Annotated in this window: 15 protein-coding genes; 7 read left to right on the top strand and 8 right to left on the bottom strand. The window is 44.1% G+C overall.

The window, feature by feature from the left end; all coding sequences use genetic code 11:
- Positions 1–34: 34 nt before the first annotated feature.
- Positions 35–1,390: a D-alanyl-D-alanine carboxypeptidase gene (locus H6F63_RS23025; protein WP_190639721.1), complete on the bottom strand. Its 1,356-nt coding sequence runs from the start codon at positions 1,388–1,390 to the stop codon at positions 35–37.
- 246 nt (positions 1,391–1,636) lie between these two features.
- Here H6F63_RS23025 and plsX point away from each other — a divergent pair, with 246 nt between their 5' ends.
- From plsX to H6F63_RS23055, 6 genes are all read left to right on the top strand, one after another.
- On the top strand, positions 1,637–2,680 hold the full coding sequence (gene plsX / locus H6F63_RS23030; protein WP_190421538.1) for a phosphate acyltransferase PlsX: 1,044 nt from the start codon (positions 1,637–1,639) through the stop codon (positions 2,678–2,680).
- Between the two features lie 115 nt (positions 2,681–2,795).
- Positions 2,796–3,794, top strand: a complete 999-nt coding sequence (locus tag H6F63_RS23035) for a beta-ketoacyl-ACP synthase III (RefSeq protein WP_190639722.1) — start codon at positions 2,796–2,798, stop codon at positions 3,792–3,794.
- A gap of 110 nt (positions 3,795–3,904) precedes the next feature.
- Entirely contained in the window at positions 3,905–4,792 is an 888-nt protein-coding gene (gene fabD / locus H6F63_RS23040; RefSeq protein WP_190639723.1) for an ACP S-malonyltransferase, read from the top strand.
- A gap of 156 nt (positions 4,793–4,948) precedes the next feature.
- Positions 4,949–5,587 carry a lysophospholipid acyltransferase family protein gene (locus H6F63_RS23045; protein WP_190421532.1) on the top strand — a complete coding sequence of 213 codons (639 nt, stop codon included), beginning with the start codon at positions 4,949–4,951 and terminating at the stop codon, positions 5,585–5,587.
- A gap of 4 nt (positions 5,588–5,591) precedes the next feature.
- Entirely contained in the window at positions 5,592–6,641 is a 1,050-nt protein-coding gene (locus H6F63_RS23050; protein WP_190639724.1) for an AI-2E family transporter, read from the top strand.
- A gap of 111 nt (positions 6,642–6,752) precedes the next feature.
- The gene (locus H6F63_RS23055) at positions 6,753–7,070 is read left to right on the top strand and encodes a DUF2288 domain-containing protein (protein WP_190421528.1); all 318 of its coding nucleotides are present in this window, start codon (positions 6,753–6,755) and stop codon (positions 7,068–7,070) included.
- Positions 7,071–7,119: 49 nt separating this feature from the next.
- On the opposite strand, the gene H6F63_RS23060 is transcribed toward H6F63_RS23055, so the two are convergent.
- From H6F63_RS23060 to uraD, 6 genes are all read right to left on the bottom strand, one after another.
- Complete coding sequence (locus H6F63_RS23060; RefSeq protein WP_190639725.1) at positions 7,120–8,361, bottom strand: Zn-dependent hydrolase; 1,242 nt, start codon at positions 8,359–8,361, stop codon at positions 7,120–7,122.
- A 235-nt stretch (positions 8,362–8,596) separates the two neighbouring features.
- Positions 8,597–9,241 (bottom strand): nucleotidyltransferase family protein, encoded by a 645-nt coding sequence (locus H6F63_RS23065; protein WP_199298225.1) that lies wholly within the window; start codon positions 9,239–9,241, stop codon positions 8,597–8,599.
- 18 nt (positions 9,242–9,259) lie between these two features.
- Complete coding sequence (locus H6F63_RS23070; RefSeq protein ID WP_190639726.1) at positions 9,260–10,276, bottom strand: XdhC/CoxI family protein; 1,017 nt, start codon at positions 10,274–10,276, stop codon at positions 9,260–9,262.
- Positions 10,277–10,434: 158 nt separating this feature from the next.
- A complete protein-coding gene (locus tag H6F63_RS23075; protein WP_190639727.1) occupies positions 10,435–13,164 on the bottom strand; it encodes a molybdopterin cofactor-binding domain-containing protein in 2,730 nt (909 codons plus the stop codon).
- Between the two features lie 21 nt (positions 13,165–13,185).
- Entirely contained in the window at positions 13,186–13,995 is an 810-nt protein-coding gene (locus H6F63_RS23080) for an FAD binding domain-containing protein (protein WP_190639728.1), read from the bottom strand.
- A 73-nt stretch (positions 13,996–14,068) separates the two neighbouring features.
- Complete coding sequence (gene uraD, locus H6F63_RS23085; protein WP_190639729.1) at positions 14,069–14,569, bottom strand: 2-oxo-4-hydroxy-4-carboxy-5-ureidoimidazoline decarboxylase; 501 nt, start codon at positions 14,567–14,569, stop codon at positions 14,069–14,071.
- Positions 14,570–14,814: 245 nt separating this feature from the next.
- Between uraD and H6F63_RS23090 the strand changes: the two genes are divergently transcribed.
- Positions 14,815–15,213, top strand: coding sequence for a gamma-glutamylcyclotransferase (locus tag H6F63_RS23090; RefSeq protein ID WP_190639730.1), 399 nt, complete (start codon positions 14,815–14,817; stop codon positions 15,211–15,213).
- Positions 15,214–15,303: 90 nt separating this feature from the next.
- Here the strand turns inward: H6F63_RS23090 and H6F63_RS23095 are convergent.
- A partial coding sequence (locus H6F63_RS23095; RefSeq protein ID WP_190639731.1) for an IS4 family transposase occupies positions 15,304–16,131 on the bottom strand: 828 nt, incomplete at its 5' end.

Genomic DNA, 16,131 nt, shown 5'->3' on the forward strand with positions numbered 1-16,131 from the left:
AATTGGGAAGAGCAGACAATTAGCCATTAGCGAATCAAAATTGCACCTGGACACCAGAGATAATTTCGTTACGGGTAGGTTCTCCGAGGTGCTTGGGGGCGTCAGAGGTGCCGGGGCTGGGGGCAAGGGCAACGGGTAAGGTGGGTGCCATTCCCCACTGCTTGACAAGCTTTTGCACGATGATGTCTTGTTGGGTGCGGAAGTTATCGACGTTGCCGCCTTTGTTGATGATGGCAAACCAAACGGGGCCGCGATCGCGTGTTGGAACTACTCCAGCTAAGGCACTAACTTCTCGCAGGGTGCCAGTTTTGATAATTGTGCCTGGTGGAAGTTTGCGATATGCCATCGTTCCCCGGCGATCGCGTCCCGCTACGGGGAATAAGTCGGCAACGGTTAAATTGTGGGGCTGTAGATAGCGCTCCATTGCCATCAGCATCCCACAAACAGCACGGGGAGAGATGCGATTTTCAACTCCCAGCCCGGAACCGTTTATAAGTTGAATTTCCTGCTGGGGAACCCCCGCAGATTTAGCTCCCAACTGGGCTACAACTGATGCGCCACCGAGGGAATTGGAAAGCATCTCTGCCATCTCGTTGTTGCTGTAGATGTTCATCTCCTTGAGGATGTGAGCCAGAGACATGGAGTGGTGGCGTAACAATAAGATTTGTTTCGGGAATCCGCCAAAATTTACCTGACTAACGGGGCTTGGGGGAGTTAGCACTTTCACACCACCAGCGATCGCTATTTGGGGCTTTGGCGTTCCTGGTGGCATTAAGTTGTAGAGGTATTGGGCATCTCTGGGCCAAGAGCGGGGGTTAAATGCTGCTTTTAGCATTTGGCCAGCCAAGACGGGGTTAGATTGGTAATTCATGTAGAAATTACCCACAATCACCAAATTGCCGTTAACTTGGCGGATACCGCGCTTATTTAAGGCATTACCAACAGCGATCGCTTCCTCCCAAACAAAGAACGGATCGCCACTACCCGTAATCACCAAATCTCCCTGCAAGACCCCATTTTTAATCGGCCCCGTGGCACCAATCAAAGTTTCAAACTGATGAGCTGGTCCCCAAGTTTCTAAAGCAGCTACAGAAGTAGCAATCTTAGTCAACGAAGCCGCAGGGATGGGAATAGTCCCTTGGTGATTTGCCAGCGTCACCGCCCCAGACTGAAGCCACACCCCCTGAGAAGCTGTAACAGCTCCTTTAGCTGACAAGCCCTTCAAGTATTGCCGCATAGCGATTTCAGCTGCGGGATCGGTTGCGCTGCTCAGGGCAAACAAAGGAACGCCCCGCCACGCCATTAGTTGGGCAGTATCGACTCCAGTTGTTTTCAACCCAGCCATATTCAGCCACAAAGTAACCAATCCAGAGCCAAATAATTCCAGCATTACTCACTTTCCTTTCTTAGTACAAAGAGCCTGCAAGAGCGTGCAAGCTAGAAATTAGACGAACGACCCAAGCGACTTCCGCCTGAATTTACCAATTTTTGGGGATTGGGAACTGGGAAAAGTTTACCCCACACCTGCCCTCTGGCCCCTAGTTTCTCTTATTTTTGCTTTTTACCTTTCCATGATTGCCTTCTTCATCGGTCATCGGTACTGGTAGAATTTTTAAGGTTTCTATCATTTTGATCAATGGGATCGACTCGCGCACGGATCGCAATTGACGCTATGGGTGGCGACCACGCCCCCGCCGAAATCGTTGCAGGGGCGCTTAGAGCACAGGAAGAATTGGGCGTAGAGGTTTTGCTGGTGGGCGATCCTCATCAGATTGAAGCCACTCTCAAGCAACACACCAGTTCTCATCTTCCTCAAATTGTGCCTTCAGAAGGCACAATTGAAATGCACGAGGAGCCTCTAAGCGGGTTAAAACGCAAGCCCAAGGCTTCGATTAACGTGGCTATGGATTTGGTAAAACAAAAGCAGGCGGATGCAGTGGTTTCAGCAGGACACTCAGGAGCCGCTATGGCATCCGCACTGCTGCGACTGGGACGACTGCGAGGCATCGACCGTCCGGCAATTGGTGCAGTTTTGCCGACAATGGTAGCAAGTAAGTCGGTGCTAATTCTTGATGTCGGCGCAAATGTCGATTGTCGTCCTAAGTTCTTAGAACAGTTCGCACTGATGGGGTCAATTTATAGCCAATATGTGCTGGGTGTTGATGAACCCAAGGTAGGACTGCTTAACATTGGGGAAGAAGAATGTAAAGGTAACGAATTGGCAATTCGCACTCACCAAAAGCTGCAAGAAAATTCGCAAATTTCCTTTATCGGCAATGCTGAAGGTCGAGATGTCCTCACGGGACGCTTTGATGTAATTGTTTGTGATGGCTTTGTAGGCAATGTTTTGTTGAAATTTGCCGAAGCGGTTGGTGAGGCGGTGTTGCATATCCTCAAGGAGGAGTTGCCTCAAGGACTGCACGGACAGATAGGCACGGCTTTGCTAAAACCGAATCTGAAGCGCATTAAGCAGCGTGTAGACCATGCAGAACACGGAGGTTGCCTATTGCTGGGAGTAGCAGGAATTTGCGTTATCAGCCACGGTAGCTCCCAAGCTCCCTCGATTTTTAATGCAGTTCGCTTGGCGAAAGAAGCTATTGATAATCAGGTACTGGAGCGAATTCAGTCTCAAGGTCGGATTAGTCAGCAATCAGCAGTTAGCGGTCAGGAAGAAGAGTGAAGTCTGTTAATGGCTAATTGGGGAACAGCTAAGGTCAGGATTGCTGATTGCTAATTGTTCATTAGCCATTAGCCATAGCCATTAGCCATTAGCAAACAACGATTGATGGAGTGTAATGATACAGCAATTAGGTGTCGGTGTCGCCATTACAGGGAGCGGTTCCGCGATACCGACAGTTTCCCTGGATAATCACCAACTGTGTGAGTTGGTGGAAACGAACGATGAGTGGATAACGTCGCGCACTGGCATACGTGAGCGGCGGATAGCGGCTACTGAATCAGTAAGCGATCTCGCTACGGTTGCGGCTCAAAATGCGATCGCTATGGCGGGAATTTCTCCAACTGACCTGGATTTGATTATTCTGGCAACCTCAACTGCTGACGATTTGTTTGGCAGTGCCTCATCAATTCAGTTTCGGTTAGGGGCAACAAAAGCGGTAGCCTTTGATTTAACGGCCGCTTGCTCTGGGTTTGTCTTTGCTTTGGCGACGGCATCGCAATTTATCCGCACTGGCGTATATCAAAATGTCTTAGTGATTGGGGCTGATATTCTCTCGCGCTGGGTAGATTGGTCAGACCGGAAAACCTGCGTATTATTTGGGGATGGTGCGGGTGCTGTGGTGATGCAGGCTTCGACTAGCGATCGCCTCCTGGGTTTTGAACTCAAGAGTGATGGCACTCAACACCAGTCTCTGAACCTAGCCTACAAACCGCAGCCTAAAGAACTTGTTGCCGATGTCGCCGTCCAAGAAGGCTCCTACCAACCCATCACGATGAATGGCAAAGAAATTTACCGCTTTGCCGTCCAAAAAGTACCGGAAGTGATAGAGAAAGCCCTGTTTAGAGCAAACATGAGCGTTGACCAAATTGACTGGCTGATCTTGCATCAAGCCAATCAACGCATTCTTGATGCTGTCGCCCAACGCCTGAATATTCCTGCTGATAAAGTAATCAGCAATCTTGCCAACTACGGCAATACTTCGGCTGCAAGCATCCCCTTAGCGCTGGATGAAGCAGTGCGAGAAGGAAAGATTAAACAGGGTGATGTAATTGCTAGTTCTGGTTTTGGGGCTGGGCTAACTTGGGGCGCGGCGATTTTCCAATGGGGAAGATAATTCGATTTTGGATGCTCTTGATTTTGGATTGGGAATGTTATGAATTTTTAATTAATAACTTCTAACTCCTCGCCTCCTAACTTTTTTCAATTAACAACTGACAACTGACAATGACAAAAACCGCATGGGTATTTCCGGGACAGGGTTCGCAAGCAATTGGAATGGGAACGGATTTATTAGACTTGCCAGATGCTAAGGCTAAATTTGAGCAAGCAGAGCAAATTTTAGGCTGGTCTGTTCCGGAAATTTGTCAAAGCCAGGAAGATAAGATATCGCGTACTTTCTACACTCAGCCTTGTTTGTACGTGGTAGAAAGTATTTTGGCGGATATGATGCGATCTTCGGGACACCAACCCGACCTGGTTGCTGGTCACAGTTTGGGAGAATACGTTGCTCTCTACGTTGCTGGTGTGTTTGACTTTGAAGCTGGTTTAAACTTGGTCAAGCGCCGCGCTGAATTGATGGATAATGCCTTTGAAGGGATGATGGCTGCCTTGATTGGGTTTGACCGCACCAAGCTGGAACAACTAATTCAGCAAACTCCCGACGTTGTAATCGCTAATGACAACAGTTCTGCTCAAGTTGTCATTTCTGGAACAGTAGAAGCAACAGAGGCGCTGCTGTCTCAAGTAAAAGCCAAGCGTATTGTCCGCTTGAATGTGTCGGGTGCTTTTCACTCCCCGTTAATGGCTCAAGCTGCTGCTGAGTTCCAGCAAGTTTTGGAGTCTGTACCATTTAACTCGGCCCAAGTGCCTGTGCTGTCGAATGTGGAACCCATTCCTGCTGTAGAGGCGGATGTTTTGAAGGATCGCCTGATTCGCCAAATGACAGGATCGGTGCGGTGGCGAGAAATTTCCCTACAATTGCCATTAGAAGGGATTTCGCGGGTAGTGGAAATTGGCCCTGGCAAAGTTTTGACTGGTCTGATTAAGCGCACCTGTCCCGATGTCATCTTGCAGAATGTGGGGAACGTTGCCGAATTACCAACAGCAAAATAAACTTACTTCCAGTCTAAGACTGGGAAGGACTCTCAAAGAGGCTCTGCCTCCTGTGATGCAACAACTAATTGTGTGTTAGCGAAGCTTCGCTAATACAGAAGGCATTCCAATGCAGTGCCTTGGAACGAGAAAAAATCCTTATCACACCTACCCTCTATGGGCAAAGATCGCGAACCTGTTTCGAGTTTAGTTCTGTATCATGTCTTCAAATGGTCGGTGGTAAGTCCTGTGCTGCACGGATACCTCCGGGGGCGCATCTATGGGTCGGAACAGGTGCCTGCTACGGGGCCATTGGTGGTGGTGAGCAATCATGCCAGTGACTTTGACCCGCCGATTTTGTCTTGCTGTGTGCGGCGACCTGTGGCGTATATGGCAAAGGAGGAACTGTTTAAGGTTCCGGTTTTGAAGCAGGCAATTCAGTTATACGGTGCTTATCCGGTGAAGCGTGGTTCGGCAGACCGGAGTGCGATTCGTTCGGCGCTGTCTCTGCTGGAGGAAGGATGGGCTGTTGGTCTATTTTTGCAAGGGACGCGGACACTAGATGCCCGGATTACAGATCCTAAACTTGGGGCGACACTGATTGCGGCTAAGGCGAAAGCCCCGCTACTTCCGGTTAGTTTGTGGGGTACGGAGGCGATTTTTAGGAAAGGTTCGCCTGTACCGCGTCCGGTGCCTGTGACGGTGCGGATTGGTCAGGTAATTGATGCTCCCAGTTCGACTGATAGGGAGGAATTGCAGGAAGTAACTCAAAAATGTGCGGCGGCGATTCATGCCCTGCACGACTTAGGACGCTGAAAAGATGAGCGAACCATTAGGCAAAAATTTGTGGGAACGACTTAACAATTCGGCTTTAGTGAGATTTCTGCTATTGTTTGCCTGTGGCTGGGCTGGGGTAGAGATTTTAGAATATTTTGAGACGGTTATTGTAATTTTTACGTTTGCAGCAATTGTAGCTTTTTTGTTGAGTTATCCCGTGCGATCGCTACATCGTTTTGTGCCTCACGGTGTAGCTGTGACTGTAGTTTTTATTTTCGGCATGACTTTAATCGTTGGTCTGACAGTTACTGTGGGGATATCAGTTGTATCACAAGGGCAACAATTAATTGAAAGTTTGACTACGTTTTTCAATTCTATGTTGCCGCTACTAGAGCGATTAGAAAACTACCTTCGACAACGAAATATACAAGTAAACTTAAATCTTATCGAAGAGCAGTTTAGAGAGCAGTTACTCGCCGGACTTGGAATAGGGCTTGGTTACAGTCTGGCGACAATTCAAATATTTTTTGCAAACTTTCTGAACTTGATATTAATTGCGGTTGTTTCTTTTTTCATGCTCTTAGATGGGGACAGACTTTGGAATTTACTAATTAAATTTGTTCCCAATCACCTACAAAACAGAGTTACACTTGTAATAAAACGGAAGTTTTTAGGTTTTTTCCGAGGACAATTATTGTTAAGTTTGTTTCTGACTACTTCTAGTTTTATTGTATTTTTAGTTTTAAACGTACCTTTTGCATTGCTTTTAGCAATAATTACGGGATTATTTGACTTGATTCCTGGGATTGGAGCGACTTTAGGAGTGGGGATAGTTTTTATTATTTTGCTATCTCAAAATGTTTGGTTGGCAATTCAAGTAGTAGCAGCGTGTATTGTACTTCAGCAGCTACAAGATAATTTGATCTCCCCTCGGATTATGCAAAATTCGCTCAATATTAATCCAGTAGTGGTATTTTTTGCCTTGTTAGTAGGTGCAAGAGTAGCAGGATTATTGGGTATTTTTATTTCGATTCCTATTACTGGGGTAATAGTAAGCTTGTTTGAGATTGACGAAATGAAAGCCGAAGTATAGATAAAGTACCAGAGGATTTTAAAGTTTCATCTATTTGGTAAAATACCTTAAAGGTAAGGTTAATGCTATTAAATATAGCCTTGTAAACTAAAATAAAAGAGGATAAAAAAAATGTCCGATTTAAGAGCAGAATTAGCAGAGTTGCTGGATGAGGCCGAGTGGAATTGGCTGATGCCTCATGCTGAACGCGATGCTGTGGTTGTTGTGGATAAAGGGTTGGATTTGCTGGATGTAGGGGTAGCGATCGCGTCTGATGATGTTTCCTCGGTGCAGCATTGGATTGTCGAACAACTAATTTACAAGCCTTCCCCAGAAGAGAAGCAAGATTGGAACGTCAACCACAAGAAGCGATTCAACGCCCTCATCGTGTCGCCTTACGTTTTGGTGCAAGAATACATCCCCGAAACTCCCCTAAGTCCCCAAGAATAAAAGTTCCTCATCGTAGTTTTTTGAGTTACCTCTAGCTTGGAAAGCGCGATCACACTGTGTAAATTTGGTCTAGGTGTAACAAAGTTTGTAGCAGCACATTTGCGCCTTGAGTACATTGTTCTGGCGAGGTATATTCATTTTCTGCGTGACTGATACCTGCTTTGCTGGGGACAAAAATCATGCCCATATCGGTGAAATGTCCTATTTCTTGTGCATCGTGACTGGCACGGCTAGGCATTGTACAGTGGGTAAGCTTCAATGATAAGCAAGCTTGAACAATTGCCTGTTGAATCTGTGGTGTTGCGAGAGTTGGTATAGTTTGTAAAATCGGGGCGATTGCTATCTCGGTTTGCGTTGCACTAGCGATCGCTTTCAATCTTTCTTCCAACTGCGCTGCTATTCCCTCAACATGAGTTTGAGATAAGTCGCGGATATCTACCGTCATCTCAACTCGTCCCGGTACAATATTGGCAGCATTAGGAAAGACATTCAAGGCTCCCACTGTTGCCACTTGTTGACCGGGCGTATTCTTAGCTAGATCATTTACAGCTAAAATTACTTGAGCGCCTGCTACTAAAGCATCCTGTCGCTGGTGCATTGGCGTAGTTCCGGCGTGATTTGGGCAACCTGTGATGGTAATTTTATACCGATGCTGGCTAACAATGCCCTCGACAACACCAATTTCCCTACCCAAACTCTCCAGCACTCCACCCTGTTCGACGTGTAATTCGACGTAGGCAGCGATATCAGAGCGAGTACGTTTTGCTGTGGCAATTTTATCCCAATTTCCACCAATGAGTTCTAAACAAGTTTGAATTGAGGCGCGATCGCGGCGACTATAATATTCTGGGTCTTTTACAACACTACCCGACATCGCCTTAGCACCTATCATTGTGCCTTCTTCGTCCGCAAATACAATTACTTCCACCGGATGAGTTAGTGCGATACGGTTTTCGTGCAATACTCGCACAGCTTCAATTCCCGCCAACACCCCCAAAACACCGTCGTAGCGTCCGCCAGAGGGTACTGTATCAATGTGGGAACCTGTGGCTAATGCTGGTGCTTGCTGCTGACCGGGATAAGTGCCAATAATGTTACCAGCGGCATCTATACGAACTGTCATACCTGCCTTAATCATCCAGCCTTGCACCAGCTGACGCGCTTGTAAATCTTCCTGAGAGTAAGCAAGACGGCGCACACCGCGGTTAGGGAGTTTGCCAATTTCTGCGAGGTTGGCGATGCTGCGGTTGAGGCGATCGCTATTCACCGCCAGTGGGGAAATAACTGTCATATAGAAACTCCCTTGATCCGATTTTCTCGTATTCTGGCTCAGTCTGGTAAAGAAGTTTTGGAGGCTCTGCCTCCGATTGTTGATAATAGCGCTAAATGTAAGTTAGAAGTTAACATTTTTAAGCAGCCTTAATAAGAGGCAGCGCTTCTATATTTTTTCCCAACTCAGACTAAAAACAACTGTACTTTTTTATTAACACATTTTTATATGGCAATTTGATTTAATTGGTGAATATTCACGAACCGCTGAGGCGCTGAGTAAGAGAAAGGAGAGAATTTAGAACGGGCATAGTTGGTAGTTTGATAAATTCAGCTTGATAACTTTCCGGCGTATTTAAATCCATCAAAACATCACTTGTGTCAAATTCCACTTGCTGAATATTAGGATGAAAATATTGAACTACTTGCCGCAAACCAAAACTTTCTTCGTGCAAATTTTTTAAGTTAGGCAGAAGTTCGGGTGAGAAAAACAAAGGATGACCCATTTTACCTTGATAAATTGGTGCAGTAATAGGTGCATCACAAGATTCGCTTGCTTGTAGTAATTTTTGATAAATCCACGCAGATCGAGGTTGGTCTACTGCTGAAATAGCTAAAGTATGAAAGTCTTTAGGTAGATGCTTTAAACCTATTAATATAGAACTGGTTTTCCCATCACTGGGCTGGTTATTAATAACGGCTATACTTCCCGGCAAGCAATCTGCACGTCGCTCCCAATTGTGAGGGCCAAGAACTACTATAGGTGTAATACCTGCAAGCAGAAATTCTTCTACTTGATAAGATAACAAGTTTTTGCGATCGCGCCACATTAAAGAAGTTTTGCAAGAGTTCATCCGGGTAGACGCGCCTGCTGCCAAAACTATAGCAAAGTTGTTAATCACCAGTTATCAATTACCAATTTAGAAACCCTTTTGAATTAAAGGAGAGTTTTCTGCTGAAGCAGCTCCCATTATCTCAGACAAAGATAACCCACTTCCGCCCCGACGAACTTTGATTAATTCCGCACAAATGCTAACAGCTATTTCCTCTGGAGTTAAAGCGCCAATATCCAAACCAATAGGAGCGTAAACTTTGTGTAGCAATTTCAGCGAAATGTCTTCATTTTGCAACAATTGATAAACAGTTCTAACACGCCTTTCACTCCCAATCATTCCAATATATTTTACCTGTCGCTGCAATAGAATTCGCAGTGCTGCCAAATCCTGTGCATAGCCTCTTGTAACTAGCGCTACATATAATTGCGAAGTCTGAGGTAGATTTAATATTGCCTCGTCTATAGGCTGAGCCACAATCGCTGTTGCTTGGGGGAATCTTTCCACACAGGCAAATTCCGCTCTATCGTCCTGAACAACGATTTGGAAACCTACTAAATGTGCAATTTTCGCCAGCGGCAAGGCAACGTGACCAGCGCCAATAATTAATAGAGTTGGTGGATAAACTAAAGGCTCAATAAAGACAGTTTCACTAACTTCTAACTCTGCGGCTGTTACTGAATATGGGTGAATTAAATAAGGAAATTTGGCAACATCAAACGGTGTGACCAGCGCTCCAGAATTACCGGATTTCAGCACATTGATAATCTTATTTACCAGTGTAATAGTAGCTGTTCCTGACCAACGTTCTAGCCATACCTGCATTATTCCACCACAAACTCCTTGAGTTTCCCGATGCGGTGCGCCAGATAAGTCAATTGCTACCAATTGTTTTTCACCCGTTTCTAGCACCTTTAAGGCTTGTTTTATGACTTTAGCTTCCCCAGCGCCGCCGCCAATTGTTCCAATAATTTGTCCGTTGGGGAAAACAATCATTTTTGCTCCCACTTCTCTTGGAACAGAACCTTTGATGCTGGTTACTGTGGCAATAACTACTGGGCTTTTTTGCAAAGCTTGCGCTAATTGATGATAAAAATAAAGCATACCTTTCGGATGTTTAAAAGGTTGTAGATTGGGATGATATTTACTTTAAAATATTTGTTGAGTTTCACTATTTTTCAACCAAACAACTCACGATTGCTTTAACCGATGTAAGGTGAGTTCCAAGGGAGACCAAGCCCTAACCTACAAATTAATACAAATTACTGATTTAATGCTTTCCAGACTCGTTCTGGTGTCATCGGAAGTTGAGTTAATCTGATGCCTGTGGCATGGGCGACAGCATTAGCGATCGCAGGTGCCGTACAATTGGTTCCAATCTCTCCGATGCCTTTTGCTCCAAACGGGCCGTGGGGGTCAGCTTTCTCCATTAAAATGATTTCCATCGGCGGTACATCTTTGGCAGAAGGGATGCGATAAGTACGCATCCAAGAATTAAGAATTCGCCCTTGTTCGTTGATTATGAGTTCTTCCGCAAGAGCATATCCTAATCCCATCACAATTCCGCCAGTGGCTTGTCCGTGACAAATTCTAGGATTAATTGCTTTGCCGATATCAAGGGCTTGAACGCATCGTAAAACTTGGATTTTCCCTGTCTCAGTATCAACTTCTACTTCCACACCCAGAACTGCAAAACTTAGAGAAGATTCATCTGCTGAATGTTCTACCTCTACTGATAGAAATACCTGGTGTTCTTGAGCGGCTGCTGCTAGTTGTTGTAAGACAGTTTTATCGGTTAAAATATTTTTTTCTGGTTGATTAGGCAAGAGTTGGGCTGCTAATTCTAAAAGACGCGATCGCATTATTTGCGCGGCTTTATTCACAGCTTGTCCTGATATATAAACCGTAGCCGAAGCATAAGAGCCAGAATCATAAGGAGTGCGGTGGGTATCACCTGCAATAAGGTCAATCTCAGCAACTTTTACCTCAAGGATATCAGCCGCAATTTGTCGCAAAGTAGTATCTGAACCAGTACCAACATCAACTGCACCAGTTCTTAGCTCATACTTCCCGGAAGCTGTTAGCGATAACTTGACTCCAGCACTATGAATTTTCGCCAAACCGCTTCCTTGCATTGAAGCGGCAAATCCAAAACCTCGCCGCAAATGTCCATCTAATACGGGTTGCATTCCCGGAAGATAACCAAGGGCTGAGGTAGCTTTTTCAAAACATTCTTGTAAGCCATAACTGCCAATTAAGTGGAAATGGTCTTTACTTCCGGTGCGTCCTAATTTAATGATATGATCAGGAGAAATCATATTTTTCAGACGCAATTGAATCGGGTCTAAATTGAGTGCGTGGGCGATTTCATCTAACTGAGATTCAACAGCAAAGTTGCCTTGAGTCGCGCCATATCCCCGAAAAGCTCCAGCGGGCATGGTGTTAGTATAAACGCCTAAACCGAGAAATCGTTGATGTGGACAATTGTACAAGCCAAGGGGAAAGCAACCTGTGAGAAAAACCACACTTTGAGCGTGATTTCCATAAGCTCCAGTGTTAGAAATTGCTTCCATTTCCTGAGCTACCAACGTACCATCAGTTTTTATCCCAGTTTTCAAGCGAATTTTCATCGCATGGCGGCTATTAGTTGCAGTGAATTCCTCTTCGCGCGTAAACTCCCATTGCACGGGTTTCCCGGTGCGGAGTGTTGCTAAGCCACACAAATCTTCGGAGAGAATTTCTTGTTTATTACCAAATCCGCCGCCAATTTGGGCTTTATAAACTCGAATTTTGTCTTTCGGCAAGTAGAAAAGTTTAGAAAGTAAATTTTGACAGTGAAATGGTACTTGGGTGCTGGAACGAACTACTAGATTTCCGTTTTCATCCAGCCAACTTACGCTAACATGAGGTTCTAAGTGAACGTGCTGAACTGCTGGCAGATAATAAGTGTTTTCAACAATTAAATCTGCGGCGGCAAATCCTTCATCTAGGTCGCCATTTTCTAATAAAACTTTACCAGCAATATTGTGCTTAACGTCATAAAGTTGAGATGATTCTGGCTCATCATGAATGAGGATATCTCCCTTCATTGCCGCAACTGGATCGATAAGGTGGGGTAAAATTTCATAATCGACTTCGATTAGTTGGCAGGCTAATTCTGCAATAGCCGGAGATTCTGCTAAGACAGCGGCGACGCGATCGCCTACAAAACGCACCTTATTATCTAATAAGTAGTGGTCGAGAGGGTCGGGAATTGGCTCTGCATGACCCGCAGTGCTGTAGGGAATGCGCGGCACATCTTCATGGGTAAAAATGGCCTGAACGCCGGGAAAGGCTTTTGCTTTGTCTGTGTTGATCTGGCGGATACGGGCGTGGGGATGAGGCGATCTCACTACCTTAAGATGCAATAATCCAGGTGGCGACCAGTCGGCAGTATATGCTGGTTTACCTGTAACGAGTGTTGGGCCATCCTGTTTGGGAATACTTTGTCCTACCGAACTTTGAATTTCTAATTTTGAATTTTGGGTTAAATTTTCTTGAATTTTAATTTCTGTATGACGAAAGAGAATACTATCAATAATTGCCTTATAGCCAGTGCAGCGACATAAATTTCCTTCTAAGGCTTTGCGGAGGTTTTCTTCAGTATCATATTTAATCTTTTCCGCACTCATGATCATGCCGGGGGTACAGAATCCGCACTGAAAACCTTGGCACTCCAAAAATGCTTTTTGCATCGGTGCTAATTCACCATCAATTGCCAATCCTTCAATCGTGGTGACAACTTGACCATCAATTTTCATCGCGGGGTAAATACAGCTATGAATTGCCGCGTTATCTACCCAGACAGTACAGCTACCACAATCACCAGATTCGCACACTCGATGCACGCCAACCCAACCCAAATTTCGCAATAAACTTAGTAAACTTGTTCCAGGGGGACAAGTTTCTGAATAGGTGTTGCCATTTACTTGAAAATATAGGGTTTCTTGCATAAACACGATGAATTTTAAAATCTAAAATTCCGATAGCGATCGCTGCATTAAAATTTTGGTAACGTGTTGGCGATAAACTGCACTTGCCCTTTCATCTTCTATGAAACAATCTACAGGCAATTGCGCGTCTAATGTTTCCGAAATTTCGTCTGTAGTGGGAACACAGACAAACTCAATTAGATGCGGTGCAGGAACGCAAGCGCCTAATCCAAATCGCACTTGATTTGTTTTAGGGTTGTATGCTGTTACTACAATTGATACCGCATAACCAGAAGTTTGTACGCAGATTCGCTTAAAGTTAACTAGCCATTCTAAGTTACTTTCAGGAATCCAAATTTTTTGCAAAACTTCTCCCGGTTGTAGTATGGTTTGTTGCGCCCCAATTTGAAAATCTAAGGCGGGAACTTGGTGAAATGGAGAATTTGGACTTCCAATTTCATAAGTTGCCCCTAGTGCTAGCATTACCGGGGCAAAGGTACTCGCAGGTAATGCTAGGCAAATATTGCCTCCCACCGTAGCAATATTGCTAACTTTAAATGATGCTAATTCGGCTACGGCGCTTAAAAGTGCTTTAGCTGATGTCCATGTTTCAGGAAAGGCAAAATTGGATAATTTAGCCATTGTACACGTGGCACCAATAGCTAATCCTTCTGGGGTAATTTCTATTTCTGACCAGCCTAGTTTTTGCAAGTCTACAAGGACTTTTAATTTTGGTTCGGGTTGGGAAAATATCCAAGTTCCGCCAGCTAACCAAGTCCATCCTTGTTGCCAGTTTTTTACAGAGTCTAAGTTCGTGGGTTGTAAGTAAGCTTCGATGTTAGGTAAATCCATTTAAAACAAACCCCGAAGACAAGAGAAGAAGTGGAAAAGAAGAAAGAAGTAGTCGAGAGAGAAGTATTCGTTTTTAAGTTATACGGATCTCTAGGAGGCGGAACCAGGCTATCTGAGTAATTTCGGATAGGGAAAGCTTTAATTCTTCTTCTAGGGGGTTTTTTAGCCGAGTGTCGAAGGCTTTGAGAATGCTTTCTTTAGTGTGATTTTTAACGGCGATGATGAAGGGAAAATCAAATTTATCTTTGTATGCTTGGTTAAGAAAGTGAAAGCGATCGCACTCCTCAGAGGTAAGCTGATCTAATCCTGCCGCCGCCTGTTCTTGAACGGAGGATGCGCTCATTTTAACCTTAGTTGCTAAGTCGGGATGAGCGCGAATTAAGGCAAGCTGTTGATCTAAACTAGCTTTTTGAACCACTTTTATCATAGTTTGATGCAATGATGTAACGTTGGCAAAAGGTCGCTTCATCCACGTCTTTTGTGCTACCCAAGGCGAATCCTCAAAAACCCACCCCAAAGCATCTACAAAAGCTTCGTGACTCATTTGGTTCAGTTCAGACAGCTTATCCTTCATCCTTCCATACCGCCCACAAGTGCGGGCTTTTAACCTTTAAAGTTTCATATTGCTTTATTACCCGTTAGCCAGCGCTAAAATTCAGTAACAATCGTTACGGTATTTTTTTATTTTTTATGAAAATTTATACATAATCATGAATGGGAAATTAAAATTTTAATTTTTAGGTATATTTTTATGCAAGCTGTAGCAAAATTTAGTTTTGCCTAACATAGAGTATTTACAACTATAAGGATCGATACAGGATGGAAAGTAAATCAGAATCAAAGCATTTTTTTATTTGTGGTTCTGCCTTACGAGGGCAGCCGGATCACAAGAATCTGCAATCGGCACAATTTATTAAAGAGGCAGTTACTCGTCCCAATTATCGAATGCACTCTGTCGAGAATGGTTGGCATCCAGGTATCTATGAAGTTGCATCGGGAGGTATTGCTATTCCAGGTGAAGTTTACGAGTTGACTGCTGAACAATATGAATATTTACTGTCTACAGAACCGCCTAATTTATATCCTAAAAACGTAGTTTTAGAAGATGGACAGGAAGTTACAGCTATGCTTTACCCGCGTAAATTGGTAGAAAAATATCAATGGACTGATATTTCTCATTTTGGAGGTTGGGCAGCTTATAAAAAAGCTTCTACTTAAGTTGTGCAGATACCCCAACCCCAGAAATGTTGAATCTAGATACAAAACTTTACATAGTCGAATAGACTCTTCCTATCTAAAAGCTTTGAGTTAACATTTAGTTAACTTATTCATCCAGTGTACATAGCTGATTTCTTGACACATACACGCCTGAAGATAGCGAAGTTTATCAAGTAGCTTTTGCCCCCATTGTTGAGGAATTTCTATAACTTGTAGTATCAAATAAGCAATTAATGTTGCATAAATCTGTATAGCAATTCCGTTGAGATTTTTGGTAATCAGTTTATCGAGTTTCAAGTGCATCTTCAAAAATTTCCATAACAACTCAATTCCCCAACGGCATCGGTAGATGTCCATGACCTCGAGGTCAGTCACAGCCCTTTCTCCTTCTGGTGACAAATTTGTAACCAAGCGATACTCAGTTTTTGTTTCTAGGTCACAGAAATTTATCACTCTATAAACTCCAGAGTTTTCGCCTGTTCCGACCCTTATTAGCCCTGTTTTATCGTCAAATTTCAACTTCCAACTATTACTAATCCTCAGAACAAAATACTTTTGACTTTCTGACACTTGCTTGATGTATCCTAAGCCCGCAAATCCTCTATCCATTACCCCTACGCCCTTTTCCGGCAATGCGTCTATCATCTCTTTTCCGTAATTATAGTCATGCTCGTATCCAAAATTTATCAGGCTTTCTTCTGGCAGCCCCTTCGAGAGATTTAAAGCACTAAACAGCTTGACTTGATGATATCCTTGCGCCCAAAGCAACTTACTTGTTAAGGTTATAGTTGTTGAGTCAATCGGACAGATTAAATAGTTATTTCGTTGTTTGCTCACGCCTTTTCTATTGACTAATTCATAGAGTTTTTGATAAATTTGAATAAATGGTTTTTGGCTTCTGTGGATATTAGCCTTAGA

This window comes from Trichocoleus sp. FACHB-40 (assembly GCF_014695915.1).
Taxonomy (GTDB): domain Bacteria; phylum Cyanobacteriota; class Cyanobacteriia; order Cyanobacteriales; family FACHB-T130; genus Funiculus; species Funiculus sociatus.

Excerpts from the sequence above, each read along its gene's own strand:
- H6F63_RS23025 (WP_190639721.1), bottom strand. The coding sequence starts at position 1,390 with ATGCTGGAATTATTTGGCTCTGGATTGGTTACTTTGTGGCTGAATATG.
- plsX (WP_190421538.1), top strand. The coding sequence starts at position 1,637 with ATGGGATCGACTCGCGCACGGATCGCAATTGACGCTATGGGTGGCGAC.
- H6F63_RS23035 (WP_190639722.1), top strand. The coding sequence starts at position 2,796 with ATGATACAGCAATTAGGTGTCGGTGTCGCCATTACAGGGAGCGGTTCC.
- fabD (WP_190639723.1), top strand. The coding sequence starts at position 3,905 with ATGACAAAAACCGCATGGGTATTTCCGGGACAGGGTTCGCAAGCAATT.
- H6F63_RS23045 (WP_190421532.1), top strand. The coding sequence starts at position 4,949 with ATGGGCAAAGATCGCGAACCTGTTTCGAGTTTAGTTCTGTATCATGTC.
- H6F63_RS23050 (WP_190639724.1), top strand. The coding sequence starts at position 5,592 with ATGAGCGAACCATTAGGCAAAAATTTGTGGGAACGACTTAACAATTCG.
- H6F63_RS23055 (WP_190421528.1), top strand. The coding sequence starts at position 6,753 with ATGTCCGATTTAAGAGCAGAATTAGCAGAGTTGCTGGATGAGGCCGAG.
- H6F63_RS23060 (WP_190639725.1), bottom strand. The coding sequence starts at position 8,361 with ATGACAGTTATTTCCCCACTGGCGGTGAATAGCGATCGCCTCAACCGC.
- H6F63_RS23070 (WP_190639726.1), bottom strand. The coding sequence starts at position 10,276 with ATGCTTTATTTTTATCATCAATTAGCGCAAGCTTTGCAAAAAAGCCCA.
- H6F63_RS23075 (WP_190639727.1), bottom strand. The coding sequence starts at position 13,164 with ATGCAAGAAACCCTATATTTTCAAGTAAATGGCAACACCTATTCAGAA.
- H6F63_RS23080 (WP_190639728.1), bottom strand. The coding sequence starts at position 13,995 with ATGGATTTACCTAACATCGAAGCTTACTTACAACCCACGAACTTAGAC.
- uraD (WP_190639729.1), bottom strand. The coding sequence starts at position 14,569 with ATGAAGGATAAGCTGTCTGAACTGAACCAAATGAGTCACGAAGCTTTT.
- H6F63_RS23090 (WP_190639730.1), top strand. The coding sequence starts at position 14,815 with ATGGAAAGTAAATCAGAATCAAAGCATTTTTTTATTTGTGGTTCTGCC.